Source organism: Nocardiopsis listeri, from assembly GCF_020741345.1.
GTDB lineage: Bacteria > Actinomycetota > Actinomycetes > Streptosporangiales > Streptosporangiaceae > Nocardiopsis > Nocardiopsis listeri_A.
In genome coordinates, this window is sequence record NZ_DYZD01000292.1 from 22835 (window position 1) to 49392 (window position 26558).

Annotated in this window: 28 protein-coding genes; 17 read left to right on the forward strand and 11 right to left on the reverse strand. The window is 70.2% G+C overall.

The features are described 5' to 3' along the window. Positions 1–20: 20 nt before the first annotated feature. From K8V84_RS15575 to K8V84_RS15585, 3 genes are all read right to left on the reverse strand, one after another. On the reverse strand, positions 21–1085 hold the full coding sequence (locus K8V84_RS15575) for a site-2 protease family protein (protein ID WP_304075507.1): 1065 nt from the start codon (positions 1083–1085) through the stop codon (positions 21–23). A 102-nt stretch (positions 1086–1187) separates the two neighbouring features. After that, positions 1188–2549 (reverse strand): hypothetical protein, encoded by a 1362-nt coding sequence (locus tag K8V84_RS15580; protein ID WP_304075510.1) that lies wholly within the window; start codon positions 2547–2549, stop codon positions 1188–1190. A 163-nt stretch (positions 2550–2712) separates the two neighbouring features. Continuing rightward, complete coding sequence (locus tag K8V84_RS15585) at positions 2713–2958, reverse strand: hypothetical protein (protein WP_304075513.1); 246 nt, start codon at positions 2956–2958, stop codon at positions 2713–2715. Between the two features lie 182 nt (positions 2959–3140). Here K8V84_RS15585 and fdxA point away from each other — a divergent pair, with 182 nt between their 5' ends. Next, positions 3141–3461, forward strand: coding sequence for a ferredoxin (fdxA, locus tag K8V84_RS15590; protein WP_067603547.1), 321 nt, complete (start codon positions 3141–3143; stop codon positions 3459–3461). A gap of 144 nt (positions 3462–3605) precedes the next feature. Then, complete coding sequence (dapC, locus tag K8V84_RS15595; RefSeq protein ID WP_304075515.1) at positions 3606–4715, forward strand: succinyldiaminopimelate transaminase; 1110 nt, start codon at positions 3606–3608, stop codon at positions 4713–4715. Here dapC and K8V84_RS15600 read toward each other — a convergent pair. Next, complete coding sequence (locus tag K8V84_RS15600; protein ID WP_369696638.1) at positions 4625–5125, reverse strand: VOC family protein; 501 nt, start codon at positions 5123–5125, stop codon at positions 4625–4627. The genes dapC and K8V84_RS15600 overlap by 91 nt on opposite strands. A 34-nt stretch (positions 5126–5159) precedes the next feature. Beyond that, positions 5160–6032: a hypothetical protein gene (locus K8V84_RS15605; protein ID WP_304075521.1), complete on the reverse strand. Its 873-nt coding sequence runs from the start codon at positions 6030–6032 to the stop codon at positions 5160–5162. Between the two features lie 255 nt (positions 6033–6287). Between K8V84_RS15605 and K8V84_RS15610 the strand changes: the two genes are divergently transcribed. From K8V84_RS15610 to K8V84_RS15620, 3 genes are all read left to right on the forward strand, one after another. Continuing rightward, positions 6288–7124: a 2,3,4,5-tetrahydropyridine-2,6-dicarboxylate N-succinyltransferase gene (locus tag K8V84_RS15610; RefSeq protein ID WP_304075524.1), complete on the forward strand. Its 837-nt coding sequence runs from the start codon at positions 6288–6290 to the stop codon at positions 7122–7124. 231 nt (positions 7125–7355) lie between these two features. Further along, the gene (dapE, locus tag K8V84_RS15615) at positions 7356–8420 is read left to right on the forward strand and encodes a succinyl-diaminopimelate desuccinylase (RefSeq protein ID WP_304075526.1); all 1065 of its coding nucleotides are present in this window, start codon (positions 7356–7358) and stop codon (positions 8418–8420) included. Positions 8421–8534: 114 nt separating this feature from the next. Next, complete coding sequence (locus tag K8V84_RS15620; protein WP_304075529.1) at positions 8535–9311, forward strand: TIGR00730 family Rossman fold protein; 777 nt, start codon at positions 8535–8537, stop codon at positions 9309–9311. A 10-nt stretch (positions 9312–9321) separates the two neighbouring features. Here K8V84_RS15620 and K8V84_RS15625 read toward each other — a convergent pair whose 3' ends face one another. Then, positions 9322–9753, reverse strand: coding sequence for a hypothetical protein (locus K8V84_RS15625; protein ID WP_304075532.1), 432 nt, complete (start codon positions 9751–9753; stop codon positions 9322–9324). Positions 9754–9815: 62 nt separating this feature from the next. Here K8V84_RS15625 and K8V84_RS15630 point away from each other — a divergent pair, with 62 nt between their 5' ends. From K8V84_RS15630 to K8V84_RS15645, 4 genes are all read left to right on the forward strand, one after another. Next, complete coding sequence (locus K8V84_RS15630) at positions 9816–10385, forward strand: hypothetical protein (protein WP_304075534.1); 570 nt, start codon at positions 9816–9818, stop codon at positions 10383–10385. A gap of 195 nt (positions 10386–10580) precedes the next feature. Beyond that, entirely contained in the window at positions 10581–11162 is a 582-nt protein-coding gene (locus K8V84_RS15635) for a hypothetical protein (protein WP_304075537.1), read from the forward strand. A 498-nt stretch (positions 11163–11660) separates the two neighbouring features. Beyond that, a complete protein-coding gene (locus tag K8V84_RS15640; protein WP_014909697.1) occupies positions 11661–11828 on the forward strand; it encodes a DUF3117 domain-containing protein in 168 nt (55 codons plus the stop codon). Between the two features lie 115 nt (positions 11829–11943). Then, entirely contained in the window at positions 11944–13458 is a 1515-nt protein-coding gene (locus K8V84_RS15645) for a leucyl aminopeptidase (protein WP_304075543.1), read from the forward strand. Between the two features lie 187 nt (positions 13459–13645). Here the strand turns inward: K8V84_RS15645 and K8V84_RS15650 are convergent, their stop codons facing one another. Next, a complete protein-coding gene (locus tag K8V84_RS15650; protein WP_304075546.1) occupies positions 13646–14236 on the reverse strand; it encodes an O-methyltransferase in 591 nt (196 codons plus the stop codon). 287 nt (positions 14237–14523) lie between these two features. Here K8V84_RS15650 and sigE point away from each other — a divergent pair, with 287 nt between their 5' ends. From sigE to K8V84_RS15670, 4 genes are all read left to right on the forward strand, one after another. Then, a complete protein-coding gene (sigE, locus tag K8V84_RS15655) occupies positions 14524–15117 on the forward strand; it encodes an RNA polymerase sigma factor SigE (protein ID WP_304075549.1) in 594 nt (197 codons plus the stop codon). Positions 15118–15119: 2 nt separating this feature from the next. Then, entirely contained in the window at positions 15120–15779 is a 660-nt protein-coding gene (locus tag K8V84_RS15660; RefSeq protein WP_304075578.1) for an anti-sigma factor, read from the forward strand. Next, positions 15776–16819 carry a transcriptional regulator gene (locus K8V84_RS15665; protein WP_304075552.1) on the forward strand — a complete coding sequence of 348 codons (1044 nt, stop codon included), beginning with the start codon at positions 15776–15778 and terminating at the stop codon, positions 16817–16819. The genes K8V84_RS15660 and K8V84_RS15665 overlap by 4 nt, the downstream gene beginning before the upstream one ends. Before the next feature lie 62 nt (positions 16820–16881). Continuing rightward, positions 16882–18438: a S1C family serine protease gene (locus K8V84_RS15670; protein WP_304075555.1), complete on the forward strand. Its 1557-nt coding sequence runs from the start codon at positions 16882–16884 to the stop codon at positions 18436–18438. A 162-nt stretch (positions 18439–18600) separates the two neighbouring features. On the opposite strand, the gene K8V84_RS15675 is transcribed toward K8V84_RS15670, so the two are convergent. Continuing rightward, entirely contained in the window at positions 18601–19740 is a 1140-nt protein-coding gene (locus K8V84_RS15675; RefSeq protein WP_304075557.1) for an Mrp/NBP35 family ATP-binding protein, read from the reverse strand. 401 nt (positions 19741–20141) lie between these two features. On the opposite strand from K8V84_RS15675, the gene K8V84_RS15680 reads away from it, so the two are divergent. Beyond that, entirely contained in the window at positions 20142–21152 is a 1011-nt protein-coding gene (locus tag K8V84_RS15680) for a CPBP family intramembrane metalloprotease (RefSeq protein ID WP_304075560.1), read from the forward strand. On the opposite strand, the gene K8V84_RS15685 is transcribed toward K8V84_RS15680, so the two are convergent. Continuing rightward, positions 21149–21631, reverse strand: a complete 483-nt coding sequence (locus tag K8V84_RS15685; protein ID WP_304075580.1) for a GtrA family protein — start codon at positions 21629–21631, stop codon at positions 21149–21151. The two genes, K8V84_RS15680 and K8V84_RS15685, sit on opposite strands and share 4 nt — an antisense overlap. A 193-nt stretch (positions 21632–21824) precedes the next feature. Between K8V84_RS15685 and K8V84_RS15690 the strand changes: the two genes are divergently transcribed. Beyond that, positions 21825–22982: a 5-(carboxyamino)imidazole ribonucleotide synthase gene (locus tag K8V84_RS15690; RefSeq protein WP_304075562.1), complete on the forward strand. Its 1158-nt coding sequence runs from the start codon at positions 21825–21827 to the stop codon at positions 22980–22982. After that, the gene (gene purE / locus K8V84_RS15695; RefSeq protein ID WP_304075565.1) at positions 22979–23512 is read left to right on the forward strand and encodes a 5-(carboxyamino)imidazole ribonucleotide mutase; all 534 of its coding nucleotides are present in this window, start codon (positions 22979–22981) and stop codon (positions 23510–23512) included. Before K8V84_RS15690 ends, purE begins: the two co-directional genes overlap by 4 nt. 66 nt (positions 23513–23578) lie before the next feature. Here purE and K8V84_RS15700 read toward each other — a convergent pair whose 3' ends face one another. Then, positions 23579–24175: a TetR/AcrR family transcriptional regulator gene (locus tag K8V84_RS15700; RefSeq protein WP_304075568.1), complete on the reverse strand. Its 597-nt coding sequence runs from the start codon at positions 24173–24175 to the stop codon at positions 23579–23581. 69 nt (positions 24176–24244) lie between these two features. Between K8V84_RS15700 and K8V84_RS15705 the strand changes: the two genes are divergently transcribed. Beyond that, complete coding sequence (locus K8V84_RS15705) at positions 24245–25792, forward strand: MFS transporter (protein WP_304075570.1); 1548 nt, start codon at positions 24245–24247, stop codon at positions 25790–25792. Here K8V84_RS15705 and K8V84_RS15710 read toward each other — a convergent pair. Beyond that, positions 25789–26505 carry a TNT domain-containing protein gene (locus K8V84_RS15710; RefSeq protein ID WP_304075573.1) on the reverse strand — a complete coding sequence of 239 codons (717 nt, stop codon included), beginning with the start codon at positions 26503–26505 and terminating at the stop codon, positions 25789–25791. The genes K8V84_RS15705 and K8V84_RS15710 overlap by 4 nt on opposite strands. Between the last annotated feature and the right edge of the window lie 53 nt (positions 26506–26558).

Here is a 26558-nt window from a genome sequence, read left to right on the forward strand (position 1 = left end):
GGCGCTGCGAGGTGGGCCGGTCAGGCCCAGAACTGCAGCAGCAGCTTGCCGTGGAACATCATCCCGGAGATGGTCGGGTTGGGCAGGATCTGCTCGAACAACGTGTAGATGAGGGTGTCGAACAGGTCCCGGACCCCCGGCAGCCACAGCACGGCGAACACGGCGATCGAGCAGAACAGCCCGTTGGCCACCACGAACTCGGTCCACTTGGAACCGCGGAAGGCCGCCAGGACGTGATAGCCGTCCAGACCGGGGATCGGCAGCAGGTTCACCAGGGCGCTGGTCGTGTTGGCGAAGGCCAGGAAGGCCAACGAGGAGATCGCCCAGTTGACGCTGTCCTGCCCGGCCGGCACCAGCAGTGAGACGGTGAGCGCGAGCAGGGCCGACAACAGCAGGCTCGCCAGGGGACCGGCCAGCGCCACCATCACGCGGCGACCCCGGCCCGGGACGGCGTCCCAGTCCACGTAGGTGGGCGGGCCGTTCAGACCGAAGCCGCCCAGGCCCAGGTAGGCCACGGGCAGGACCAGCCCGCCGAAGGCCTGTCGGTATCCGAACGGGTTCAACCGCAGGTAGGCGGAGCCGCGCAGGGAACGGTCGCCGGCCAGGTGGGCGGCCAGGGCGTGCCCGAACTCGTGCACCGCCACCGACACGATCCAGCCGAGCAGGATGAACAGTGGCGGGATGAGCGGGGTGACCGCGGTGTCCTCCGCGGCCCATTCCAGTTCGATGGCGCGCCAGGACAGCCAACCCGCGAACCCGGCCAGTCCGAGCACCAGAACGAACAACGGGCTGGGCATGAAGTCCGCCGGGCTCGGAGCGGCGGGGGCCTTGGCGTTGTCCTCGGTGTCCGTGGCCTCCGTGGTGTCGGAAGCCTCCCCCGTCTCGCCGCCGGGGCCCTCGAAGCCACCGGACTCCTCGGGCTCCTCCGAACCGGCCACACCGACCCCGGCGCGGTTCAGGGCGTCCTCGGGCATCTGTTCCCACGGGTCCGCGGCGCGTGCCTGGTCACCGGGGCCTTCGCCCTCGGTGCCGGTCACGGTCGCGTCGTCGGGTTCCGCCTTGTGGGGCGGTTCGGGCGTGGGCATGATGCTCCTGCTGGTCGCGGGTGGTTCGCGCTCCAGGTTAGGGCCTGTCCGGGACCCCCCGTCGGCGGGTGCCGCATCCCGCGGGGCACCCGAAAGCCGGCCTCAGACCACCGCGCGCGGAGCCACGGCGGACTTGTGCAGGCAGGCGATCGCGAACGCCCGCCCCACGGGGGTGAGCTCCCGGCGTCCCACGCTCTCGTCGCCCACGACCAGGCCCAGGGCCTCCAACAGCCATCCCACCGCCATCACCATGGCGCGCACCTGGTCCGACGCCGTCTCGGCGGCCCTGCGGTGCGCCGCGGCGTGCCTACCGGCCGGCACAGGTGGTTCCACCGGACGCCACCCGGACTCGATGAGCACCCGCTCGGCGGACTCGGCGTCCGAGTCACCGCGCCGGGCGTGCGAACCCAGCCCTTGAGGTGAGCGGGTCAACAGGATGCCCAGGAGGGTCTCGGCGGAGGCCTGTTGTATGCCACCGGTGCGGCACAGGGTCTCGGTCGCGGCCTGCCACAGCGATTCGGGGTCCTCACGAAGCTGCTGTCCCCGGCGGGTCAGTTCGAGCCTGCGCCCCGAACGGCGCACGGCGCGCATGGAGCGCAGCACCTGGTGCAGCGCGATGATCTGGGTCGCGTGGGTCTCACTGCGCGGTGGGTCCGGGGAGCCGTGCCAACCGAACTCCTCGCACAGGGTCCGCACCACGCTCGGGGAGATGTAGCCGATCTGGGTGAGGGCGATCCCCTCCGAGGCCAGATCGAGCAGTCGACACAGCGGGGCCATGGCGGACTCCGCGTCACGCGGCACGTCCGCGCCCGCGATGATCTGTCCCACCAGCGGCCACAGGCGTTGCCGGTGTGGATGGGCCGAGGACGACAGCCAGGCGCGAACCCGTTCCTCCCGGACCCGATCCAATCGGCTGAGACCACGATGGTCCGGGTTGGTGAGGAAGGAGCGCGCGAACCTCTCCTGGGCGGGTCGCCAGCCGCGCTTGCCCGGCCGGATGTCGCCCAGAGAGATCGCCAGTTCGAGGGCGGCCGCGGTCTCCCGACGGGCGCTCAGCTCCACGTCGCCCACGGCGGTGCCCCAGGTCAGCTCCGGCAGGTCGGGGGGTTCGACCCCGGACTCCCACATGAGTCGCTCGAACATGGCCAGCCCGGCGGTGTGGTCCTTCTCGTACAGCTTGAGCAGGGTGGTGGTCTCGGGGGAGGAGCACACGTTGGCGTAGCGGTACAGCTGCAACAGCTGGAACAGGTGGCCCAGGGATCGCACCGCGAACAACTGGTCGTCGGGGGAGTTCTGGAAGCGGACGGGCAGTTCGTACCAGCAGAACCGCTGAACGATGTGCTGGTTGAGGCGTTGCAGGTCCTGCTCGGGGGCGAGCGTGTCCAATGCCAGACGGGCCATGTCGGAGGCCCGCTCGTCTCGCCGGGACAGTTCGGCGAGGGCGGACGCGACTGCCTCCCTCATCTTGGGCGCCACCTCCCCGCGTGCCTTGTGCCCGTCCGTCCGGGGATCGGGACGTGTGGGCGCGGTGCTTCGTTGTCGACCCGAGGTCGCGGTCGGGGGGAACCGCCGTCGGGACTGAATCTCTCCTACCCTGGAAGAGTCGAAGAATGCCTGCGTGCGGGGTCTAGGGGCGCCTGTCGCGCCGCCGTGGGGGAACGGGGGGAACGACACGGCTGGCGGCGATGTCGTGCTCGGCGACCTCCACCATCGAGTCGTCCCGACGACGTAGGGTGAGAACACCTTCGGCCCAAGACTCCACGACTCCGACGATATCGGTGAAGCCGCCTTCGGGGAGGGTGATTCGCAGTGAGACACGCCGACCGACGTCGTCGTGGGTGATTCTGTGGACCAGACGTCCGCGCAAGTGCATGAATCCGGGCCCCCGAGTGTGCGCTGGCTGTTCTCCAGCGCCATACTAAGAGAACGACATCTGTGCCAATAGCTTGCAGAGCCCCACGGATCCGGTGACGCCCGCAAGTCATCCGCTTCCCTGGGAGGCTCTGGAGTCCCGCCTCCCCCGTGGGCAAGCGGGGGTGAGACAAGGAGTACGACGTGACCTACGTCATCGCGCAGCCCTGTGTTGATGTGCTGGACAAGGCGTGCATTGACGAGTGCCCCGTGGACTGCATCTACGAGGGTGAGCGCATGCTCTATATCCACCCGGACGAGTGCGTTGACTGCGGTGCGTGTGAGCCGGTGTGCCCTGTCGAGGCCATCTACTACGAGGACGACCTGCCCGAGCAGTGGTCGGAGTACTACAAGGCCAACGTCGACTTCTTCGACGACCTGGGTTCCCCGGGCGGTGCCTCCAAGGTCGGCAAGATCGACCGCGACCACCCGATCATCGCCAAGCTTCCTCCGCAGGCGGAGTAGCGCCCAAGACGCCACGGCTTCCCCTTGGCGCAGAGGTCGCGTGGTGATGAGGCCCACCAGAACGTGACGCGTCGCGTCGGCCCCCGCCCGGGGTCGGCGCGACGCTGTTGTGCAAGGACCACGAACAGGATGGAGAGTGCCCCGATGGGTGAACGGCGACCGGTGACCGACCGGCTCCCCACCTTCCCCTGGGACCGGCTGACGCCGTACAAGAAGACGGCGGCGGCCCACCCCGACGGCATCGTCGACCTGTCCGTCGGCACCCCGGTCGACCCGGTCCCGGCGACCCTGCGCGAGGCGCTCGCCGCCGCCGCCGACTCGCCGGGGTACCCGCTGACCTGGGGCACCCCCGAACTGCGCGCCGCGATCCAGGGGTGGCTCGAGCGCCGCCACGGGGTGCGCGTGGCCGACGGCGCAGTGCTGCCCACCGTCGGTTCCAAGGAACTCGTGGCCTGGCTGCCCACCCTGCTCGGCCTGGGACAGGGCGACACGGTGGTGCTGCCGGAGCTGGCCTACCCCACCTACGACGTGGGCGTGCGGATGGCCGGCGCCACCCCGGTGGCCACCGACGGGCTCGCCGCCCTGGGGCCCGCTCCGGTGAAGCTGGTGTGGGTGAACTCGCCCGCCAACCCGACCGGTCGCGTGCTGGGCAAGGACCACCTGCGCAAGGTGGTGGCCTGGGCCCGTGAACGCGGTGCCATCGTCGCCTCCGACGAGTGCTACCTCGACCTGGGCTGGGGCGAGGCCGAACCGGTGTCGATCCTGCACCCCGACGTTTGTGGCGACTCGCACGAGAACCTGCTGGCGCTGCACTCGCTGTCCAAGCGTTCCAACCTGGCCGGCTACCGCGCCGGCTTCGTCGCCGGCGACCCTGAACTGGTCTCGGAACTGCTGGCGGTGCGCAAGCACGCCGGAATGATCGTGCCGGCCCCGGTACAGGCCGCCATGAAGGCCGCCCTGGACGACGACGACCACGCCGCCGAGCAGAAGGAGCGCTACCGTGCCCGCCGCACCGTGCTGCGCGACGCCTTCGAGGGCGCCGGTTGGCGGATCGAGCACTCCGAAGCGGGCCTGTACCTGTGGGCGAGCCACCCGGACCACGACGCCTGGGGCGCCGTGGCAGCCCTGGCCGAACGCGGCCTGCTGGTCGCTCCGGGAGCCTTCTACGGCCCGACGGGTGAACGCCACGTCCGGGTGGCCTTCACCGTCACCGACGACCGCGTCAAGGCCGCCGTCGACCGTCTGGCCGGGTGACCTCCGGGGATCCCGCTCGCGTCCCCGTCTCGAACCCGAGACCGGCACCGCGAGCGGGGGCCTCCGTGGTGGGCGGCGCCATCGACTCGGGGAGAGGCCGGTCGGACCAGGCAGAACCCGTTGCCCTCCGGATCGCGTAGGACCTGGAAGGACCCCTGTTCGCCGGTGACCACATCGCCCACGACGGTCGTACCCCGCGTACGGAGCCGCTCCGTGGTCTCGACGATGCCGTCCACTCGCACGTCCATGTGAACGCGGCCGGGCCCCGCCTTGGGCTCGGGGGTGGTTCGGCAGGGCGACCGAAGCGGCCCGGGCACCCCGTCGACGTACGCCCGGCCATCGGCGCACCACCGAGCAGGAACGCCCGAAAACGGGTGAGGGCGGACGGTTCGACGGCGTTGACGACCCACTGGTCGACGGTTCCCCGACCCATGGGGTGGGAACCTAGCCGAGGACCACGCGACCGCCGGTGTCGTCCTCCACCTCGGTCCAGGCCTGGCCGTCGTTCAGGCCGTCGGAGGCCTGCCAGCGCATGTTCTCGTAGGTCACCGAGCTCAAGCCGTACTCCTCGGCGTGCACCACGGCCCACATGGCCATCGCCCACCCCAGGTCGCCGTGGGCCGGATCCTCCTGCGGGGGCAGCTCGGCGGGGTCGGTGCCGAACACCTGCGCCATGGCCTCCTCGGCGCCGGCGATGTCGGCTTCGCCGCTGTGCAGGGACTCCACGGTCTCCTGGTCGAACCAGCAGGTCGCCTGGCCGCCGTTCTCCCCGCCCAAGGTCACCGCCATCCGTTCCGACAGCGCCTCGTGCTGGTCGTAGGCGAACCCGTCGGCGCTGTGCTGCACCTGCTGGGCGGCCTCGTAGACCGGCATCCTCTCCCAGTTGTGCACCTCGGTCAGCTCGTCGTAGAACGCCCGACTGGAGTACACCGGGTCCATGACCTCCTCCGGGTCGCCCCACTCCTGGGAGGGGCGCTGCTGGAAGAGCCCCAGCGAGTCCCTGTCGCCGTACTCGATGTTGTAGAAGCGCGACTCCTGCCACACGGTCGCGTAGGCGATCGTCACCGCCTGGGTCGGCAGGTCCCGACTGAAGGCCACCCCGCCGATGGTGGCCGCGTTCTGCGCCTGTTCGTGCTCCATGTCGAACCGTCCGTTCGACAGGTCCAGGCGGCACCCCGGTTCCGGGGGTTCCTGGGTGTCCAGGGGTTCGAACGTGGTCAGCACGTAGTACGCCCCCGCGATGAGCAGACCACAAACGAGGGTCAGGGCGAACAGAATCTTGGCGAACGCGGAGAACTTCCTGCGCTTACTGGGCACGGGCGAACCAAGGATCGGGGACGGGTGGGACGCACATGGGCGTCCTCGCGCGAAGGCGGGGACGGGGCCGTGCGCCGGCCCGCCGGAGGGTCCACCGGAAAAGGGTGATCGGCGTGCCTGCGCGCATTGTAGTAGGCGCTTGGCAGCGCATCCGTGAAACCCGGAGGAATCGGTTGTCGGGAGTGGCCAACCGCTCAGCGCGGGCGGGCGGGCCACATGCCCCGGGCCCTCGCCGAGCGACTAACGTGTGTTCACATGACCAGCTCGTACACCAGTCCGCTGCCCGACCAGATCGACGAACTCTGGGAGCAGCGCTCCGAACTGACCCCCGGCCACACCGAGGCGCGTGAGATCATCACCGGCGCCATCGACCAGATCGACGAGGGCAAGGCCCGCGTGGCCTTCGTCGACCCCGCCACGGACGACGTGGTGGTCGACGAGCGCGCCAAGCGCTCCATCCTCCTCGGCTTCAAGGTCCTGGACATGAAGGAGTCGCAGGTCGGCGACTTCTACCACCACGACCGCGTGCCGCTGAAGACCCGCTTCGACGGTGTCCGCGTCGTTCCCGGCGCGATCGCCCGCTGGGGTTCCTTCCTGGCCCCCGGCGTGGTCCTCATGCCGTCCTTCACCAACATCGGCGCCTACGTGGGCTCCGGCACCATGGTCGACACCTGGGCCACGGTCGGTTCCTGCGCCCAGGTCGGCGAGAACGTCCACCTGTCCGGTGGCGTCGGCGTCGGCGGCGTCCTGGAGCCGCCGCAGGCCTCCCCGGTCATCATCGAGGACGAGGCCTTCCTCGGCTCGCGCAGCATGGTCGTCGAGGGTGCCCGCGTGCGCAAGGGCGCCAAGCTCGGTGCCGGCACCATCCTCACCTCGTCCACGCGCGTCTTCGACGCCGAGACGGGCGATGAGCTGCCCCGCGGCGAGGCCCCGGCCTGGTCGGTGTGCGTCACCGCCAACCGCACCAAGAGCTTCCCCGGCGGCGACTTCGGCATGCCGGTCCTGCTGGTGCTCAAGCGCCTGGAGGAGGGGCAGGAGCACGACAAGCTCGCCCTGAACGACCTCCTGCGCGAGCACGGCGTCAACGCCTAGGCCCATGAGCAGCCCCTTGTCCGCAGGGGGTCGCCGTTCGGGCACCGAGGGTTCCTGACCCTTCGGGGCGCCCGAACACGCCGAAGTCAAGCACAGGCCCAAGACGACGGAGAGGCGCCCCTTCCGGTATCCGGGAGGGGCGTCTCCTGTTCTAAGGTGGCGACGAGTCGTGTGCGCGCACCGCACGCGGCACCCACACCACCTGCACACAAACCGAAACGGGGCGACACCATGCTGGACCTGACCTCGGACGTGGCGGACCTGACCGCCGCCCTCGTGGACATCCGTTCCGAGAGCGGTGACGAGAAGGCCCTCGCCGACGCGGTCGAGAACGCCCTGTCCCCCCTGCCCCACCTGACCGTCACCCGTGACGGCGACGCGGTCGTCGCCCGCACCGACCTGGGCCGCGCACGCCGGATCGTGATCGCCGGTCACCTCGACACCGTGCCGATCGTCGACAACGTGCCCTCGCACGTCGACGGCGACCGCCTCTACGGCTGCGGCACCACCGACATGAAGTCGGGCGTGGCCGTCCAGCTCAAACTTGCCGCCCTGGTGCCCGAGCCGGTGCACGACGTCACCTACGTCTTCTACGACAACGAGGAGGTCGACGCCTCCCGCAACGGCCTGCTCCGACTGAGCCGCAACGACCCCGCGTCGCTGCGCGGCGACTTCGCCATCCTCATGGAACCCACCGACGGCGTCATCGAGGGCGGTTGCCAGGGCACCATGCGGGTCGACGTGAAGACCACCGGCAAGCGCGCCCACAGCGCCCGTTCCTGGATGGGCGAGAACGCCATCCACAAGGCCGGCGAGATCCTCGACGTGCTGCGCGCCTACACGCCGCGACAGCCCGAGGTGGAGGGGCTGACCTTCCGCGAGGGTCTCAACGCGGTCTCCGTGGAGGGAGGCGTCGCCGGCAACGTCATCCCGGACGAGTGCGTGGTCCGCGTCAACTACCGTTACGCCCCCGACCTGTCCCCGGCCGACGCCGAGGCGCACCTGCGCGAGGTGTTCGCCGACTTCGAGGTGACCGTGACCGACTCCGCGGCCCCGGCCCGCCCCGGCCTGGACGACCCCTCGGCGGCCGCCTTCGTCACCGCGGTGGGGGAGGGCGAGGCCCGCGCCAAGTTCGGGTGGACGGACGTCTCCCGTTTCTCCGAGCTGGGCGTTCCCGCCGTCAACTACGGCCCCGGTGACCCGATGCTGGCGCACACCCGCGACGAGTACGCGAAGATCTCGCAGATCCGTGAGGCCGAGGAGCGCATGGTGGGCTGGCTCACCGGTCGCCGCTGACCTCCTTCGGAAGTCGTGTCGTCGCAGGTCGGAACCGGATCGGCCACCACTGGCCACCGATCGGTCACGTGTGGTTCAAGTGTGAGGCGGGCCAGGGCGGATAGCTTTACGAACATGACGGAAGAAGAACACGTGAGGCGCGCCGGTCCGCTCACCTACCGCGGCCGCGCCATCCCCGACACCACCACCGACCAGCGCCTGCTCGACCGCAGGGGCCCCTCCGACTGGGTGCACACCGACCCCTGGCGGGTCCTGCGCATCCAGTCGGAGTTCGTGGAGGGCTTCGGGCTCCTGGCCGAGTTGCCCTCCGCGGTGAGCGTCTTCGGGTCCGCCCGGATCCAGCCGGGCACCGAGTACTACGAGCTGGGCGTTCGGATGGGGGCCAAGCTCGCCGAAGCGGGCTACGCCACCATCACCGGTGGTGGACCCGGCATGATGGAGGCGGCCAACAAGGGCGCCCAACGGGCCGGCGGAATGTCCGTGGGGCTCGGCATCGAGCTGCCCTTCGAACAGTCCCTCAACGAGTACGTCGACGTGGGCGTCACCTTCCGGTACTTCTTCGTGCGCAAGCTGATGTTCGTGAAGTACGCGCAGGCCTTCGTGGTGATGCCGGGTGGGTTCGGCACCCTGGACGAGCTCTTCGAGGCCATCACCCTGGTGCAGACCAAGAAGGTGACCCGCTTCCCCGTGATCCTGGTGGGCACCGAGTTCTGGGGCGGCATGCGCGAGTGGGTCGAGTCGAGCCTGCTCAAGCACAACCTGATCTCCCCGCAGGACATGGACCTGCTGCACGTGACCGACGATCCCGACGACGTGATCGCGACCATCCGTCAGGCCCATGCGCACCTGGAGAGCAGGTTCGAGAGGGACGAACCCGGTCCCAGCGCCTGATCGTGTCGGTTCAGGCCAGACCGCGGCGCACGGCGGCGGGTGGACGTTCGTCCCGGATGGAGGCGACCATGTCCAGCGCGCGCCGGACCCGCTCCGGGTGCCGCGTGACGAACACGCGCGCCCCGGCCCAGGCGTAGGCGGCGGCCAGGGCGACCTCCTCCGCGACGTCCACCGGCACCGTTCCCGCGAGCTCGGGCGCGGGTGTGGACGGTGCGGAGGGGCGCTCCCGCCCGGCCACGTCTCCCGGGGCCTCGCCCGTGGGGTCTTCGGACGCGGGGTCGCAGCGCACCCGGACCGTGCGACCGGCCGCGACCAGTTCCTCGACCCGTTCCGTCGGTGGCCGATGCCCGGCGTCGATCACCGCCTCATCCGTGGTGCGATCGGCGGCGTTCAGGGTGGTGAGGGCGTCGGGACTCAGGACCAGGAAAGGCTCGTTGGGCACCTGGCGAGTCTCCCACGGTCCACCACTCCCGGGACGGCGGACCATGTGGCACGATCGGACCCGTGCCCTACTTCATCATGATCCTGGTGGCCGTAGCCGCGCTCGCCGTTCTCGTCGGCGTGGTCTTCGTCGTGCTCGGTAAGGGTGGCCAACTCGCCCGTTTCGAGGCCGACTTCCCCCCGCTCGACCTTCCGGAGGAGGGGCCCGTGGGCTCCCGCGACCTCGGCGGTCTGCTCCTGCCGTTGGCGCTGTGGGGCTACCACGTGCGCGCGGTCGACGCGCTTCTGCTGCGGCTGACCGCGACGCTGCGCGAGCGCGAGGAGCGGATCGAGGACCTGGAGTGGCGCCTGGCGCGATCGGCCCCGTCGTACGTGCCCCAGGGCACCGGGCCGGGCCCCGACTCGTACCTGCCCGGTGACGCCCCGTCCGAGGAGGCGGGGAAGAACCCGGCCGCCGATCCGCGCGCGTCGGTGGAGGACACGGCTTCCGAGAACCCCTCCGGGGAACGCTCCGCGCCTTCCGGGGCGACCGAGGAGGCCGCCCCGGACCCGGAGGCGTACGCGCCCCCGGGCGACGACGTGACCGTCGGTGGTGGCGGTCGGAAGGACCGGGGCCGAACGGACCGCGCGTAGACGTCATCGACTACGGACCGGGCCCTGCCGGCCCTTCCGGTCACGCCGGAACCCCACGGTCGCCTATGCCGTGCATCACACCCGATCCGTCCCTCATGGCCCTTTCCCGAGCGTTCGGGTGCTCTATTCTCGTTCGCTGTACATGCGTACCCCCCGCTCCGTCGGAGCGGACGGATCGTCGTGAGGATGGCGAGGATGGACACAACTGCCGAACTCAAGGCGGGCGCGGACGAAGAGCCCGAGGATTCCGCCACCCCGGTGCGCCAACTGGCCCTTTGGCCCCCACCCCGTTCGACTCGGCACAACGGCAAGCGTCGACGTCGGCTCACCCGGGTAGGAGTCACCGCCATCGTGCTCCTCCTGGTGGTCGGTGGCGCTGCCGCGACCTGGGTCTACCTGGACGACTCGGAACAGGCGCCCGTCACGGCCACCTCCGAACCCGACGAGTTCGTCGGGTCCTGGTCGGGCCTGATGCACCAGGTGAACACCGAGGGCGACCCGGTCGCCGAATGGGACGCCCAGGTGCGGATCGAGGAAGGCGCCGAGCGCGGCAGCACGGCCTGGACCACCTTCTCCTGTTCCGGGACCCTGGAGTTGTCGGCCCGTGACGGTGACCGACTGGTGTACACCTACACCGAGACCTCCGACCCCGAAGAAAGGTGCGTCGACGAGGCCGAACTCACGCTGTGGCCGACCTCGGACTCGGGGCTCAACGCCGAGTGGTCCTCGGTCACGAGGGAGGGGACCCGGATGGTCTCCACCGGCACCCTCGACTGAGTTCCGGGACGGCGTAGACCCCCGGGGTCCCGGGTGAATTCGGAAGACCCCTGCCGCCGGCGGGCCCGGTCGAATTCGGATGGCCCCGGATCGACCCGAGTGGACCCGCGCGTGAAGTTCCCAGGTGAACCCGTGTTCCAGCCGCCCGTGCGACGGCGGATTCAAGCCGTCGCTCCGGGACGGAAGTCGGAAGGGGTGCGCTCGCTCCGCCCCGCTCCGGCTCGGTCCGAGCCGGTTTCGGCCAGGACCGATATAACCTTAGTGACTAAAGCTTCCTCGTTATCGGTTGCTCACGGCGGTGGCCCGGCTGTCGCCCGGCGCACACACAGGGGTCAACCTCCGAGATAATGGGCGAAGAGTGATTCACGTCCCTTAAGCCACACGGGCACGAGTCACCCGGAACCGGCCCACGGTTGCGGAGCCGAGACACGCACGTGGATCGGCGCCGGTGTTGTGGGTCGGCCCCGGCCGCGAGGAACACCTAGAAAGGGGAATGGCATGGCGGCGATGAAGCCGAGGACCAGTGATGGGCCGATGGAGGTCACCAAGGAGGGTCGCGGCATCATCATGCGGGTTCCGCTCGAAGGCGGAGGCCGCCTGGTCGTCGAATTGACGCCCGATGAGGCGACCGAACTCCGGGACGCGCTCCAGGGCGTCGTCGGATAACAGGGAATCGTCGGTTGGTTCCGACACCCGATTCGTCCCCCACCTGGGCCGGAACGCCCTGATGACCCCCGAGGTTCCACACCTCCCACGATGAGCGAACGATTGTGAGCGGCCTGTGCCATTCGCCACGGAGATCCACCCCCTGACGGGAACCCTCGCCGAATCCACCGCGGACCTGTTGGTCCTCCCCGTTCTCGCGGGAGAGGAAGGGCCGGAGCCGGTAGAAGGGGTCGCCGACAGCGGACTCGCGGCGGTCCTTCCGGCCGCGCTCACCGATCTGTTCGCTCACTACACGCTCACCGGCAAGCCCGGTGAGTTCTCCCGGTTCCCGGTGACCCGGGACGGGGGACTGGTCGGCCTGGCCCTTCTCGGAGTCGGTTCGGGAACCCCCGGCGACCTCCGGAAGGCCGGCGCCACCCTCGCCCGGGCCGCCCGGGGCAGCAAGCACGTCGCCCTGGCCTGGCCGGGCGCGACCGGCCGGGCCGAGGCCGCCACGGCGCTGGCCGAGGGCGCTCTGCTCGCCTCCTACACGTTCACGCTGAAGACCTCCCGAACCCCCGAGGACCAGCGTCCTCCCACGAGGATCGACGTGGTGGGCGAGACCGAGCACCTCACCGACGCCCTGGCCCTGGGCACCCACCTGGCCGAGGCCACGGCCCTGGCCCGGGACCTGATCAACACCCCCTCCCTGACCAAGGACCCGGAGTGGATGGCGGCCCGCGCTCGGGAGACCTCCGAGGCGAAGGGCCTGACCCTGCGGGTCTGGGACGAGAAGGACCTGCAGAACGAGGGCTTCGGCGCGATCCTCGCCGTCGGCCAGGGTTCGTCCCGCGCGCCGCGAATGGTGCAGCTGTCCTACACCCCCGAGGATCTGTCCGGGGCGGCGGGACCCGCCGCACACGTGGTGCTGGTCGGCAAGGGCATCACCTTCGACACCGGTGGTCTGTCCCTCAAGCCCAACGCCAACATGTCGCTGATGAAGACCGACATGAGCGGGTCGGCGATCGTCCTGGCGGTGCTCTCCGCCCTGGCGTCGGTCGGCTCCCGGGTGAAGGTCACCGGTCTGCTCGCGCTGGCCGAGAACTCCTTCTCCGGCGACGCCACCCGCATCGGCGACGTGCTCACCACCTACACGGGTAAGACCGTCGAGGTGCTCAACTCCGACGCGGAGGGCCGCCTGGTCCTGGCCGACGCCATGGGTTACGCCGCCTCGGAACTGGAGCCGGACCTCATCGTCGACGTGGCCACCCTGACCGGTGCGGCCAAGGTCGCGCTGGGAACCGGTATGGGGGCCCTGTACAGCACGGACGACGCCGTGGCCGGGGAACTGATCGAGGCCGGCGAAGCGTCGGGGGAGCCGTTGTGGCGGATGCCCCTCACCGAGGAGTACGTGCCCACCACCAAGTCCCGGGTGGCAGACCTCGCCAACATCGGTACGCGTGGCACGGAGTTCGGCCCGGCGGGAGCCACGGACGCCGCGCTGTTCCTGCGCGAGTTCACCGGGGGCCTGCCCTGGGCGCACCTGGACATCGCCGGTCCGGGCCGTTCGACGCAGGAGAGCGGGTTGCTCAGCAAGGGCGGCACCGCCTTCAGCACCCGGACCCTCCTGCGCTGGCTCGCCCAGAGGTAGACGTTCCGCCTCACACGGGCCGTACCGAACCCACCTGCGCGACGCGTGAGCGTGCGCGGGTGGGTTTTCCACGGGTCGAGGGACCGGTGGTGGCGCCGGGCGAGCCCTGCATGCTCTTCCCGTGATCGGGGCAACTCCGGTTCCATCGACATCGCGCCGCCCGAAAGCCTCCCGGTCCGAGCCGCGGTCAGGGCCGGATCGCCGCCAGGAGACCTTCGCCCACCGGAATCAGGAGCGGGATGAACTCCTCGTCCTCGCGCATGCGGCGCATGACCTCGCGCACCGCGACCTCCGCCTGGTCGGGCACGCGCAGCGGCCCGTCGGGTTCGTTGGAGGTGACCATGACGTTGTTGAAGACCACCACGCCGCCCGGCCGCAGGAGTCGCAGCGCCTCGTCGAGGTAGGTGGGGTAGGACGCCTGGTCGGCGTCGACCGACACCATGTCGTAGCCGCCGTCGGTGAGCCGGGGAAGCACCTCCAGGGCCGATCCACGGATCAGTCGGGCGCGACCGGCCCCGAACCCGGCCCGGGCGAAGGCGGCGCGAGCGTAGTCCTGGTAGGCGGCGTTGACGTCCACGGTGGTGAGGATTCCGTCCGGCGCCATGCCGCGGAGCAGCCAGATGCCCGAGGTACCACAGCCCGTGCCGAGCTCCACGACCGAGCGCGCGCCGATGGCCGCGGTGAGGAACCGCAGGGCGGCTCCGGTCGCGGCGTCCACCGGCGGGGCCGCGGAGCGCAGTCCCGTGTCGTAGGCGTCCGCCAGGGGACCGTCGCCCATGGCGTTCTGCTCGAACCGTGCCTGTTCGGTCCGAACCCACGCGGTCCGAGCGACGCTCTCTTCAGCGCTGATGACGGCCTCCCATTTCTCTTACGGTCATGCGTTTCCCTTACGGTCCTGCGCTCTGACCGGTGGGATCGTCACTCACCGTAGAATGATGGTCGCGGTCAGGTGCTCTTCCTGGTCAAAAGACTAGCCTGAACGAGTGCGAAGTTCCGAGCGTGACGGCGGGAACTTAATCGGTGCCTTTCGACGTTGAACACGTTGATCGCCACGAAGCCTCGGGGATGAAGGGAGCCGCGGTGCCAGAGACCGGCCCTGCCGTCGAGTTCGAGGCATGGGAACCCCCGAGCTGGGAAGAGGTCGTTCGGGTGCACTCCCCCCGTGTGTACCGCCTGGCGTACCGACTCAGCGGAAACAAGCACGACGCCGAGGACCTCACCCAGGAGGTCTTCATCCGGGTGTTCCGTTCCCTCGCCAACTACACCCCCGGAACCTTCGAGGGGTGGCTCCACCGGATCACCACCAACCTCTTCCTGGACATGGCCCGGCGCAAGGCCCGGATCCGCTTCGAGGGCCTGGCCGACAACGCCGACGAACGTCTTGAGGGCCGTGAGCCCTCACCCGCCCAGCGCTACGACGACCGGCACTTCGACGCCGACATCCAGAGCGCGCTGGACGCCCTTCCCGCCGAGTTCCGTGCCCCCGTCGTGCTGTGCGACATCGAAGGGCTCTCCTACGAGGAGATCGCCGCCACGCTCGACGTCAAGCTCGGTACCGTCCGCAGCCGCATCCACCGAGGTCGGGCGCAGCTGCGTCGTGCTCTCGAACACCGGCGTTCCCTGGCGGCACAGGCGAACGTGAACAAGGAGGCGGAGTGAGCATGGACCACCTCGGAGAGCGTCTTTCGGCGCTCATCGACGGGGAACTGGGCGCCGCCGAACACGAACGTGCCCTCATCCACCTGGCCAAGTGCGAACCATGCCGGTTCGAGGCCGACATGATGCGCCGACTCAAGCGCCGCCTGACCGGTCTCGGCGAACCTGAACCGGACATGGACTTCATGGGCCGGCTCATGGCCGGACCAGGGATGGACGGCCCTTTCGGGTCCAGCGCACCACTGGGTTCGTCCCGACCGATCGGGGGCTTCCCCGGCGAACCGACCCGGAACCCTCCCGAGGAACCGCCCCAGAACGTCCCGGAGCGCCGCGAGCCGCGCACCAGCCCCGAACGGTACGTCCCCGTGCGTCGACCGGAGGACGGTGGCTCGGTCCGGTTGCCGTACTTCTCCGGCGGTCGCTACGCCGTGGCGGGTCTGGCGGTGGCCACCGCCCTGCTGGGCAGCGCTTTCGTCGCCGGTGGTGAGAACCCGGAGAACGCTCCGGTGGTCGAGCCCCGTCTGTCCGACTACGCGGTGGAACACGCGGTGACCAGCCGACAGATCCCCGTCGTCGACCCGGCCACGGATCCGGTCGTCGCATGGCCCGCCGGAGTGCCGAGGGCCTCGGAGCGACCATCGGACCCGAACGAAACGACCCGGTGAGGCGCGGGGGCACCCGCTCCGCCGTCTTCGCCCTCGTCGTGGTGCTGTGCGTCCTGCTGTGCAGTGCGGCGGTACATCCCGAGGCGTCCGAGATCCCCGCGGACGGCGGGGACGACGGCATGGCGGTGCTGCGCGGCGCCGCCGAGGCCGACGGCAGGGTGGCCTATACGGCGGTCCGCGGGTTGCGGGGCCCTCAGGGGGATCTGGCCGTGCGGGTGGTCAGCAGACCGGGCGAGGGCCTGGCCATGGCCCCCCTGGGCGCGGAGGAGCAACCGTTCGTGGTGCGCTCCTCCTCCGCGTTGGAGACCCTCGACGAGCGTCTCCTGGGCATGCTCCAGCACACCTACCGGGTGGTGGAGGCCGAACCCGAGGAACTCGACGGGCGCACCGCCAAGGTGGTGGAGGCCCGACGTGCCGACGACTCCGTCGCGGGGCGGTTCTGGGTGGACGACGCGACCGACCTGCTCCTGGGCCGCGATGTCTACGATCCCGCCGGCGAGCCGTCCTTCAGCAGCAGGCTCACCGAACTGAGTCTCGGTGACCGGGACTGGCCAGAGGGGACCCTGGGCGACGAACCCTGGGGCGACGCGCTCGACCACACCGAACGCGAGGAACTGCGGACCGAGGGTTGGGTGCTTCCGGAGCACCTGACCTGGAACCTTCGCCTGGTCGACGCCAGGTCGACCCACCACGAGGAACAACGGGTGGTGCACACCGTCTACTCCGACGGGCTCTCCCGGATCTCCGTGTTCGCACAACGTGGGAAACTGGGGGAGGAACACCTCTCGGCGGATCAGAACGGATATGTCGGAACCGGTTCGGGGGGAACAGGCGTCACAACAGGGCACGAGACGATCTTCGGTGGAGACGTGGGTCAGTACCAGAGCATGTGGCAGGCGAACGGCTTCGTCTACACGCTGCTGGCCGACGCCCCCGCCGACCTGGCCTCCTCGGCGGTGACGGCGCTGCCCGGGCCGGAGGGTGCCTCCGGGTTCTGGTCGCGGGTTCAGCGAGGTCTGTCTCGGCTGGGGCTGGTGTAGGTCCCGCCCCGGTCGGCGCGTTGTGTGCCGAGCGGAAAGCCAAGCGACATACGGAGCAGGTCTTGAGCCAGGAGAACGACCGTTCGGAACCCACCCGGGGATGGGACCGGCCCACCTCTCGCCCGAACGGCGCACCGCCCGAGCAGGGCGCGTCGGAGCCTCCGGCGTCCGCCCCGGGGCAGGGTGCTCCCCAGGGCCCGCCTCCGGTCGGCAACGCGGGACGACCCTCGGGCCCCGGAAAACCACCGGCTCCGGGCAACCCGCCGCCCCCGGGCAGCCCCGGCCCGCCTCCGGGACCCGGCAACCCCGGTGGTCGCCCGACCCCGGGCGGCCCCACCGGTCACGGAGGTTCCTTCCACAACCCCGGCCCGTACCAGGAACGCTTCCAGGCGCCGGGGCAGGGCCAGGTGTCCGGACAGGGCACGACGCACCATCAGAACCCCTCGGGCCCCGGTCACTTCGCCGTCCCTCCGGGCGCATCGCAGCAGGCCTACCAGCCGGCCGCCGCACCCGGCAGACCCAGGCGCGGGATCCCCGCGTGGATGGCCTTGAGCGGCATGCTCGTGGTCGCCCTGATCGCGGGTGGGGCGGGCGGGGTGATCGGCACGTTCGTCGGTCCCTTCGGCGACTCCTCCTCTGAGAAACCCGAACAGCAGGGGCCGAACATCAACGAGCCCCCGCCCGAAGCGCCGGAGCGCGCCCCGGACTCGGTGGCGGGCGTGGCCCAGCGGGTCAGTCCCAGCGTGGTGTCGTTGCGCAGCGCGGACCCGAGGATCGGCGGTGGTGGTTCGGGCTTCGTCATCGAGGGCGACTACGTCGTCACCAACGACCACGTGTCCTCGGAGTTGGAGGCCGACGGGATCGTCATCGAGTACAGCGACGGCAGCAGCAGCGGTGCCGACGTGGTGGGCTCAGACCCCAGCTCTGACCTGGCGGTCCTGGAACTGGAGGAGCCCAGCGAGGTCGATCCGTTGGAGTTCGGTGACTCCGACGAGGCCATCGTCGGCGACGAGGTCATCGCGATCGGTGCTCCGCTGGGGCTGGCGGGCACCGTCACCCAGGGCATCATCAGCGCACTGGACCGGCCGGTGAGCCCGGACGGTGGCGACACCCAGTTCTTCGCGCTCCAGACGGACGCGGCCATCAACCCCGGTAACTCCGGTGGGCCGCTGGTCGACATGCAGGGTCGGGTCATCGGGGTGAACTCGATGATCTATAGCATGGGCGGCGGACCTCTCGGCGACCAACCGGTGGGCAGCATCGGACTGGGCTTCGCGATCCCCTCCACCGAGGCGGAGACGGTCATCGGACGGATGGTCGACCACGGCGAGGAGTCCACGACCTACGCCGAACTGGGCGTCACCTACGACCACGAGAGCACGGTCGTGGGCGCGGTGATCGCGGACGACCCGGACGCCGTCGAGTCGGGTGGCGCCGCCGATCAGGCCGGACTGGAACCGGGGGACGTGGTCGTGTCCTTCGACGGCCGTCGGGTCAACTCCGGCGGTGAACTGCAGGCGATGGTGCGCGACAAGGCCCCGGGCGACGAGGTCGAGTTGGAGTACGAGCGCGACCGGGATCGGGAGACCGTGACGGTCACCCTGGGCCCCGACGAGTAGTCACGGAAGATCCGAACGGTTCCGGTTCGAGGAACGTCGGGACGCCCTCGCCATCTTCGATGGCGGGGGCGTCCGCTTACGGACCCCCGGCGGCACGACGGCCCCCGGGTCGGGTGACCCGGGGGCCGTACGTCAGTCCTCCAGCCGTTCGGGAACCGATCCCTAGCGACCGGCGGGGGAGATGCCCAGCTGCATTCCCGCGAGCCCGCGCGGCTTGGCGACCAGGCCGTCGGCGATCTTCGTGATGATCTTGCTGGCCTCGGCCTCGGGCGTGCTCAGAACGAGGGGCTGCCCCTCGTCGCCGCCCTCGCGCAGACGGGTGTCCAGCGGCACCTGACCCAGCAGCGGAATCTCCGCGCCGAGGGTCTTGGTGAGGGCGTCGGCGACCTTTTGGCCACCGCCCTGGCCGAACAGGTACACCGGCTCGGAGTCCGGGTCGGGCTGGTAGTACGACATGTTCTCGATGACACCGGCGATGCGCTGGTGCGTCTGCGCGGTGATGGCGCCGGCGCGCTCGGCGACCTCGGCCGCGGCCTGCTGCGGGGTGGTGACCACGAGCAACTCGGCGGAGGGCAGCATCTGGGCCACGGAGATGGCGATGTCACCGGTGCCCGGGGGCAGGTCCATCAGCAGGACGTCCAGGTCGCCCCAGAAGACGTCGGAGAGGAACTGCTGCAGGGCGCGGTGCAGCATGGGACCGCGCCAGACGACGGGCGTGTTGCCCTCGGTGAACATGCCCACCGAGATGACCTTGATGCCGTGGGCGGTGGGCGGGAGGATCATGTCCTCGACCTTGGTCGGGAAGTCCGAAGCGCCCAGCATGCGCGGCACGGAGTGACCGTAGATGTCGGCGTCGACCACACCGACCTTGTGACCCTCGGCGGCCAGGGCCGCGGCCAGGTTGACCGTGACGGACGACTTGCCGACGCCGCCCTTGCCGGAGGCGACGGCGTAGACCTTGGTGAGCGAGCTGGGCTTGGCGAAGGGGATCTCCTTCTCCGCCTGGCCGCCGCGGAGCTTGGTCTGGAGCTCCTTGCGCTGCTCTTCGTTCATCACGTCGAGTTCGACCTTGACGGAAGTGACGCCGGCGACCTTGGTCACCGCTGCCGTCACGTCCTTCTCGATGCGCCCCTTCATCGGGCAGCCGGCCACCGTGAGGTAGATACCGACGTGCACGGCACCGTCGTCGGCGATGTCGACGCTCTTGAGCATGCCGAGGTCGGTGATGGGACGGTGGATCTCCGGGTCTTGCACCGTGGCCAGGGCTGCGTTTACCTGCTCGGTGGATGGTGTGGAGGACATGTGCTCAATCGTAGGTCAGCGGGATGGGGTGGTCGGCCTGTGGTGTGACCCCCAGGTCCATTCTTTTCAACAGACGCACGGCGTCCCGCTATTCCGACGCGGGCACGGGTGACGTTCCCACCGATCCGTACGGTGACCAGGAGATAACGGCGTGGACTTAACGCGGGCGATACACGGCCGGATAGTAGTCTCTGCGCACGATGGGAAATGTGCCGCCACCGCCTGGTTCGTCCTGGCCCGCCGCGCCCGAGGGGCCGGAGGGGCGGGCTTCCGGTGGTCTCGAACAGTCCCGGGAGCAGACCTGGGCCTGCCCTCCCGGGGGCGCGAGGCAGACTCCGCCCGGGGGGCATCCGGCGCTGACCCCGGACCCCTCGGTGTGGGCTTGGCCACCTCCGCGTCCAGTGCGTACGAACGAGTTCGCGCGCTCGGAGATCCCCGAGGGTGAGTCCTACCACAGGTTGGCCCGCAACCGGTTCTTCCGGTGGTGGGTGCCGCTCGTGGTGATCGGGGTCTTCGCGGTCCTGTCGTTCTTCCTGTGGGTCGGTGTCGTGGTCGTGATGACCATCGTCGCCATCCTCGGTGGCAGTGGTCTGGCGCTGGAATCGGCCAACCTGGGCGAGATCGCCGGTCTCGCCTTCGGGCTGGCGTCGATAGCGCTACTGATCCCGCTCGCGTTCTTCGTGACCCGTGTGGTGCAGTGGCGCCGGACCGGGTCGCTCATCTCGGTCACCGGTCGCATGCGCTGGCGCTGGCTGGGGGCCTGTGTACTGATCGCCTTCGCCCTGGCGCTGGTGTGCGCGTTCCTGGTGCCGCTGCTGCCCGCGGCCGCGGCGGACGCGGCGGCGGTGGAGGCCGAACCCGCCGGGACCGGTGAGGGGATCCAGGTCCTGCTCGCGGCCATGGCGGTCATCGTCCTGCTGGTGCCGTTGCAGTCGGCGGCCGAGGAGTTCACGCTGCGCGGGCTCGTCATGCAGCTCGTCGGTTCGCTGGGCTCCTCCGATGGTCGGAGCTCGTTCTCCAAGGTGATGCGTTCGCCGTGGCCGGCCATCCTCGCCGGCGGGACCCTGTTCGCCGCCCTGTACGCCTCCACCCATCCGGGCCATCTTTGGACCACGGCGTCCCTGGTGGTGTTCGGGTCGGGGATGTCCTGGCTGACCTGGCGCACCGGTGGCCTGGAGGCCGCGATCGGGCTGCACATGGTCAACAGCCTGTTCCAGTTCACCCGGTGCGCCCTGGAGGGTCGACTCTCCGAGGTGGGCACCGGCGTCGTCATCGGAGCGGGGCTGCCGATGGGCGTGGACACCCCGCTGACCCTCGCCGTCACGGCCGTCCAGGTGGGGCTGTACTCGTTCCTCGCGGTGCGCTGCGCCCCCCGCTTCGGGGCCGTCGCCCGCAGCGTCGTCCGTTCCTAGCCGAACCGTTGATCGGGCTCGGGGCCCGGGGCGGGATCGGGCTCGGGGGCCGGTGGGAACACCCACGTCCGGTAGGAGAAGAACCGAAAGAGCGTGCCCAGACCCACCCCCACGACGTTGCCGGCGACATTGCTCGCCGACTGTCCCTCCAGGCCCAGCACGTACACCGCGAAGCCCAGGCAGCCGACCTGGATGAGCATGCCGACCCCGTTCATCACCAAGAACAGGAGGGTCTCCCTGCCGTATCCGGTGCGGGCCCGGTCGCGGAAGGTCCAGAACCGATTGCCGACGAACGCGACCGCGATCGCGCAAGAGGTGCCGATGATCTGTCCGACCAGCAGGGGCAGGTCGGACAGACCCCACATCAGGTTGGTGACGGCCAACTGCACCACGTAGGCCAGGGCGCCCACCGAGCCGAACTTGCCCACCTCGGCCGCCGGCTCGGCGATGCGAGGGTGCCGGGTGAGGAACTCGCGCACGAGCTGCGCCTCCAGTCCTTGGGGGTGTCTCGCCGCGCGGGGAGCGGCCCTCGGGCGGCCCGTCCGCACGCCCTAGACTCTAGCCGGGGCCGTGATGAAGACCCCGGCCGCGGGTTCCGAGCCGAACGGCCAGGTTCCACCGTGTGTGGGACCGCCCCGCATCCGCGGTTGACGAGCATTGAGTTGAGGAACTGTGAGCGAGCGTAACCGCATCGTCCCTCGCGTGGGAATGGTGGGCGGAGGCCAACTCTCCCGGATGACGCACCAGGCCGGCATCGGTCTCGGGGTGGACTTCTCGGTCCTGGCGGCGAACCCCGCCGACAGCGCGGCCCTGGTCTGCGGCGACGTCACCCTGGGTGACGACCGTGGGCTCGACGACGTCCTGGCGTTCGCCAAGGCGCACGACGTCGTCACCTTCGACCACGAACACGTGCCCGAACCCGTCCTGCGCGCCGTCGAGGAGGCCGGTGGTCTGCTGCGCCCGGGCCGTGACGCCCTGCGCTTCGCCCAGGACAAGCTGCGCATGCGCACCCGCATGGCCGAACTGGGCGCGCCCTCGCCGAGATGGCGGGCGGTGACCACCCTGGAGCACGTCACCGCCTTCGCGGAGGAGGCCGGTTGGCCGGTCGTGCTCAAGGCCGCGCGCGGCGGCTACGACGGCAAGGGCGTGTGGGTCGCGGCCGACCCCGACCAGGCCCGCGAGGTCGTGGAACGCGCCGCCGCCGAGGAGGTGCCGCTGCTGGTGGAGGAGAAGGTGGACTTCTCCCGTGAACTCGCCGTGCAGGTGGCCCGCTCCCCGCATGGTCAGGTCGCGGTCTACCCGGTCGTGGAGACCGTGCAGCGCGGCGGTGTCTGTCACGAGGTGATCGCGCCGGCCCCCGGGCTGGACGAGGAGAAGGCCACCCGCGCCCAGGAACTGGGCATCGAGATCGCGCACGCGCTGGACGTCACCGGCGTGCTCGCCGTGGAGCTGTTCGAGACCGCCGCCGGCGTGGTCGTCAACGAGCTGGCGATGCGTCCGCACAACTCCGGTCACTGGAGCATCGAGGGTGCCCGCACCTCCCAGTTCGAACAGCACCTGCGCGCCGTCCTCGACCTGCCCTTGGGGTCGCCGCGCACCAACGCCCCCTACACCGTCATGGCCAACCTGCTGGGCGGTGAGGATCCGCAGATCTACCGTCGCTACCTGCACGTCATGGCCAAGGACCCCGAGGTGAAGGTGCACTTCTACGGCAAGGACGTGCGTCCGGGCCGCAAGATCGGGCACGTCACCGTGATGGGCGACGATCATGAGGACCTGCTGGAGCGCGCCCGCGACGCCGCCGACTACCTGCGAGGAGACCAGAAGTGACCGAAGGTGAGCCCCTGGTGGGCATCGTGATGGGTTCCGACTCCGACTGGCCGGTGATGCGCGAGGCGGCCGAGGCGCTGCGTGAGTTCGACGTGCCCTTCGAAGCCGACGTGGTCTCGGCGCACCGCATGCCGCACGAGATGATCTCCTACGGGAGTGAGGCGGCCGGACGCGGGCTGAAGGCGATCATCGCCGGGGCGGGCGGCGCGGCGCATCTGCCGGGCATGCTGGCCTCGGTGACCACACTGCCGGTGATCGGTGTGCCGGTGCCGTTGAAGTACCTGGACGGGATGGATTCCCTGCTGTCCATCGTGCAGATGCCCGCCGGGGTGCCGGTGGCGACCGTGGCGGTGGGCGCGGCCCGCAACGCCGGGCTGCTGGCGGTGCGGCAGTTGGCCGCGCACGATCCGAAGCTGGCCGAGCGCATGGCCCGTTTCCAGGAGGAGCTGAAGTCGCAGGCGCACGCCAAGGGCGAGCGGCTGCGTCGCGAGGTCGCCGAGGGCGACAGGCCCATGGGTTTCAGCATGTAGCGGGTGCTCGCCCGGCCCCGGTGTTCCACGAGGACACCGGGGCGCTCGTGTGACCGGAGCCGGTTCTCATGGGGTGGTCCGTTCGCGCGGTCGGTCCTCCTGAGGGAGGAGGGCGCGGATCCCCTCCACGGCCTGATCGACGGAGGGCAGGGAGTCGGGGGCGACCAGGTACTGGAGTACGTAGCCGGTGACGAGGTTGTAGACCATGGAGCCCAGCCCCGCCGCGGTGGCGTCGTCGACCTCCTCCGAGGGGATCCCGAGGATGAGGGCGCCGAGCTCGCGTCGGCCCTCGACGATCCCCGCGGCCAGGGTGGTGCGCAGCCCTTCGTCGAACTGGGAGTGCGCGAAGGCCTGGACACTCGCCACCATGAGATCGCGGTGTTCGGGGAGGGTGTCGAACAGGGAGGCGAGCAGCAGGCGGGTCCGGTTCTCCGCGGTGGTGGGTCCGGCGTCGCGGACGGCCTTCTCGAAGGCGTCGCCCCAGTCGCTGCTGGCCTCGATCAGGGCGGTGTTCATGAGGTTGTCCTTGGACCCGAAGTGGTAGCCGATGGAGGCCAGGTGGGCGCCCGACGCGGCGGCGAGGTCGCGGGCCGTGGTCTTGCTGTAACCCTTTTCGACCAGGCACTTCTTCGCGCCGGCCAGCAGGTCCTCACGTTGACTCATGCGCACACCGTAGCATTTTGACGTACGTACATATTGACGGTGGATTTTGACGTACGTACGATCTGGCTCATGGACGCGAACCGCACACCACCGCGCGCCACCGCCCGGACCTGGGTCGGACTGGTCGTCCTGCTCATCCCCGCGCTGCTGGTCGCCATGGACCTGTCGGTGCTCTTCGTCGCCGCACCCGCCATCGCCCGGGATCTCCAGCCCACCGCCACCCAGTGGCTGTGGATGATGGACGTCTACGGCTTCGTCCTGGCCGGGCTCCTGGTCACCATGGGCTCGCTCGGAGACCGCATCGGGCGGCGGAGGCTGCTCCTCGCCGGAGCCCTGCTCTTCGGAGTCGCCTCCGCCCTGCTCGCCTTCGCTCCGGGCAGTGAACTCTTCATCGCCGGTCGCGCCCTGCTCGGTCTGGCCGGGGCCACCCTGGCGCCCTCCACGCTCTCCCTGATCCGAGGCATGTTCACCGATGTCGGGCAGCGGACCACCGCCGTGGGCGCCTGGACCATCGCCTTCACCGGTGGCGCGGTCGCCGGGCCCATCTTCGGCGGAGTCCTGCTGGAGTTCTTCGCCTGGGGCTCGGTGTTCCTCATCAACCTGCCGCTCATGGTGCTGCTCCTGGTGAGCGCGCCCTTCCTGGTGCCGGAGACGCGTGACCCCCGAGGTGCCCGGTTCGACCTGCCCGGAGCGGTGTTGTCCCTGGTGGCGGTGCTGGGCCTGGTCCATGCGGCCAAGCGCTTCGTCGAACACGGGGTCGAGCCCCAGGGTGGAGCGGCCCTGGTGCTCGGCGCGGCCTTCCTCGCCCTGTTCGTGGTGCGGCAACGCCGCGCCGCGCACCCGCTCATCGACCTGACACTGTTCGCCCGGCCCGCCTTCAGCGCGTCGGTCGGCGGCAACGCCGCGGTGTCCTTCGCCGCGGCCGGGATGGGACTGCTGACCTTCACCTTCCTACAGAGCGTGCACGGGCTCAGCCCGCTGAACGCCGCTTTGTGGGCCCTGCCCACCTTCGCCACCACCGCCTTGGGCGCGGCCCTGGGGAGCGTGTCGGCGCCTCGGGTGCGCCCCGCTCCGCTCATGGCGACCGGCCTGGCGGTGGGAGCCTTCGGGTTCGCCATGATCGCCCTGGTTGGCCCGGACACGCCGCTGCCGCTGTTCATCGGAGCCTACGGGCTGATCAGCATGGGCGCCGGCGTGGTGGGAACCCTGGCCAACACGTTGGTGCTGGCCACCGCACCGCCCGAGCGCGCCGGTGCCGCCGCGGGGGTGTCGGAGACCAGCGCGGAGCTCGGCGCGGCCCTGAGCATCGCCGCCCTCGGCACGGTGGCCACGGGTATCTACCGTTCGGCGATGAGCGGGGTCGAGGGCCCTGCGGGGGAGACCGTGACCGGCGCGGTCACCACCGCGCCCCACCTGTCGGAGGCCGAGGCGGGTGACCTGTTGGCGGCGGCCTTCGACGCCTATACGCAAGGCCTCAACGCCGCCGCGCTCACCGGCGCGACCGTGCTGGTGGTGTTGGCCGTTTCCGTTCTGGTGGCCCTGCGTCGGATCCCGGCGGGTGTCGATGCACCCGAGCACCACGAGTCGGAAACAGAGTCCACCCGGGTCGGCTCCTAGGCGGCGTACTCCTCGGGGAAGACGCACTCCTCGGCGGGACGCCGGTCGAGGTAGTCCCATTCCAGGAGGTCGTTGACGGAAACGTAGCCTTCGACGTCGGCCTCGGGAACGCTCTCGGCAGGGACCAGGAGTTGTTCACCGCCGCCGGGCTGTTCGAAGTGCGGGGCGATCGGACCCACCCAGGCGTCGACCGGAAGGACGACCTCGTAGCAGTTGTAGTTGTGCTCGGCCCCGTCGGGCCAGGTGTTCAGGGAGTCCGGCGGCAGGGCCCGCTCGGAGAACGGGGCACCGGCCGGGGCGAGGAAGGAACCCCAGGGGGAGCCGAAACGGTCCAGCATCCACCCTTCGGGCAGTTCCTGGAGTTCCTTCAGCGGGCCGCCGTTGTCCACGACGAAGCCGTCGTGCTCGGGGTAGTCCCAGCCGTCCTCGGTGGCCCACCGGTCCAGGAACTCGGCGGGGGAGAGGCCCCCGAACCGATCGTAGCCCTGCACCAGTTCGCCGACGGGGCCGTCGGTGGGCGGCTCGGTCGGTCCCAGCCTCGGGTCCCCGCACAGGTACCGCTCCAGCTCTTCTTCGCCGGGTGGTGGGTCCAGCACGGGGCACTCGCCGGTCGATGTGAGCGGCGGCGTGGGAAGGGATTCGTCGGCCAGGGCAGGGGAGGCGCCGAGCGCGAGGGTCAGGCTCGTGGCGGCCACCACGCGGAAGAGGGACATCGGACTCCGTTCGATGATCGACTACACAGGGTTGTCGCCCTGGGGCTCTGTGT

Bases quoted from the DNA above. Each gene is read 5' to 3' on its own strand.
- K8V84_RS15710 (WP_304075573.1), bottom strand. From the start codon at position 26,505: ATGTCCCTCTTCCGCGTGGTGGCCGCCACGAGCCTGACCCTCGCGCTC.
- K8V84_RS15610 (WP_304075524.1), top strand. From the start codon at position 6,288: ATGACCAGCTCGTACACCAGTCCGCTGCCCGACCAGATCGACGAACTC.
- K8V84_RS15675 (WP_304075557.1), bottom strand. From the start codon at position 19,740: ATGTCCTCCACACCATCCACCGAGCAGGTAAACGCAGCCCTGGCCACG.
- K8V84_RS15635 (WP_304075537.1), top strand. From the start codon at position 10,581: ATGGACACAACTGCCGAACTCAAGGCGGGCGCGGACGAAGAGCCCGAG.
- K8V84_RS15705 (WP_304075570.1), top strand. From the start codon at position 24,245: ATGGACGCGAACCGCACACCACCGCGCGCCACCGCCCGGACCTGGGTC.
- K8V84_RS15650 (WP_304075546.1), bottom strand. From the start codon at position 14,236: ATGGGCGACGGTCCCCTGGCGGACGCCTACGACACGGGACTGCGCTCC.
- K8V84_RS15620 (WP_304075529.1), top strand. From the start codon at position 8,535: ATGACGGAAGAAGAACACGTGAGGCGCGCCGGTCCGCTCACCTACCGC.
- dapC (WP_304075515.1), top strand. From the start codon at position 3,606: ATGGGTGAACGGCGACCGGTGACCGACCGGCTCCCCACCTTCCCCTGG.
- K8V84_RS15580 (WP_304075510.1), bottom strand. From the start codon at position 2,549: ATGAGGGAGGCAGTCGCGTCCGCCCTCGCCGAACTGTCCCGGCGAGAC.
- dapE (WP_304075526.1), top strand. From the start codon at position 7,356: ATGCTGGACCTGACCTCGGACGTGGCGGACCTGACCGCCGCCCTCGTG.
- K8V84_RS15575 (WP_304075507.1), bottom strand. From the start codon at position 1,085: ATGCCCACGCCCGAACCGCCCCACAAGGCGGAACCCGACGACGCGACC.
- K8V84_RS15700 (WP_304075568.1), bottom strand. From the start codon at position 24,175: ATGAGTCAACGTGAGGACCTGCTGGCCGGCGCGAAGAAGTGCCTGGTC.
- K8V84_RS15585 (WP_304075513.1), bottom strand. From the start codon at position 2,958: ATGCACTTGCGCGGACGTCTGGTCCACAGAATCACCCACGACGACGTC.
- sigE (WP_304075549.1), top strand. From the start codon at position 14,524: ATGAAGGGAGCCGCGGTGCCAGAGACCGGCCCTGCCGTCGAGTTCGAG.
- K8V84_RS15660 (WP_304075578.1), top strand. From the start codon at position 15,120: ATGGACCACCTCGGAGAGCGTCTTTCGGCGCTCATCGACGGGGAACTG.
- K8V84_RS15640 (WP_014909697.1), top strand. From the start codon at position 11,661: ATGGCGGCGATGAAGCCGAGGACCAGTGATGGGCCGATGGAGGTCACC.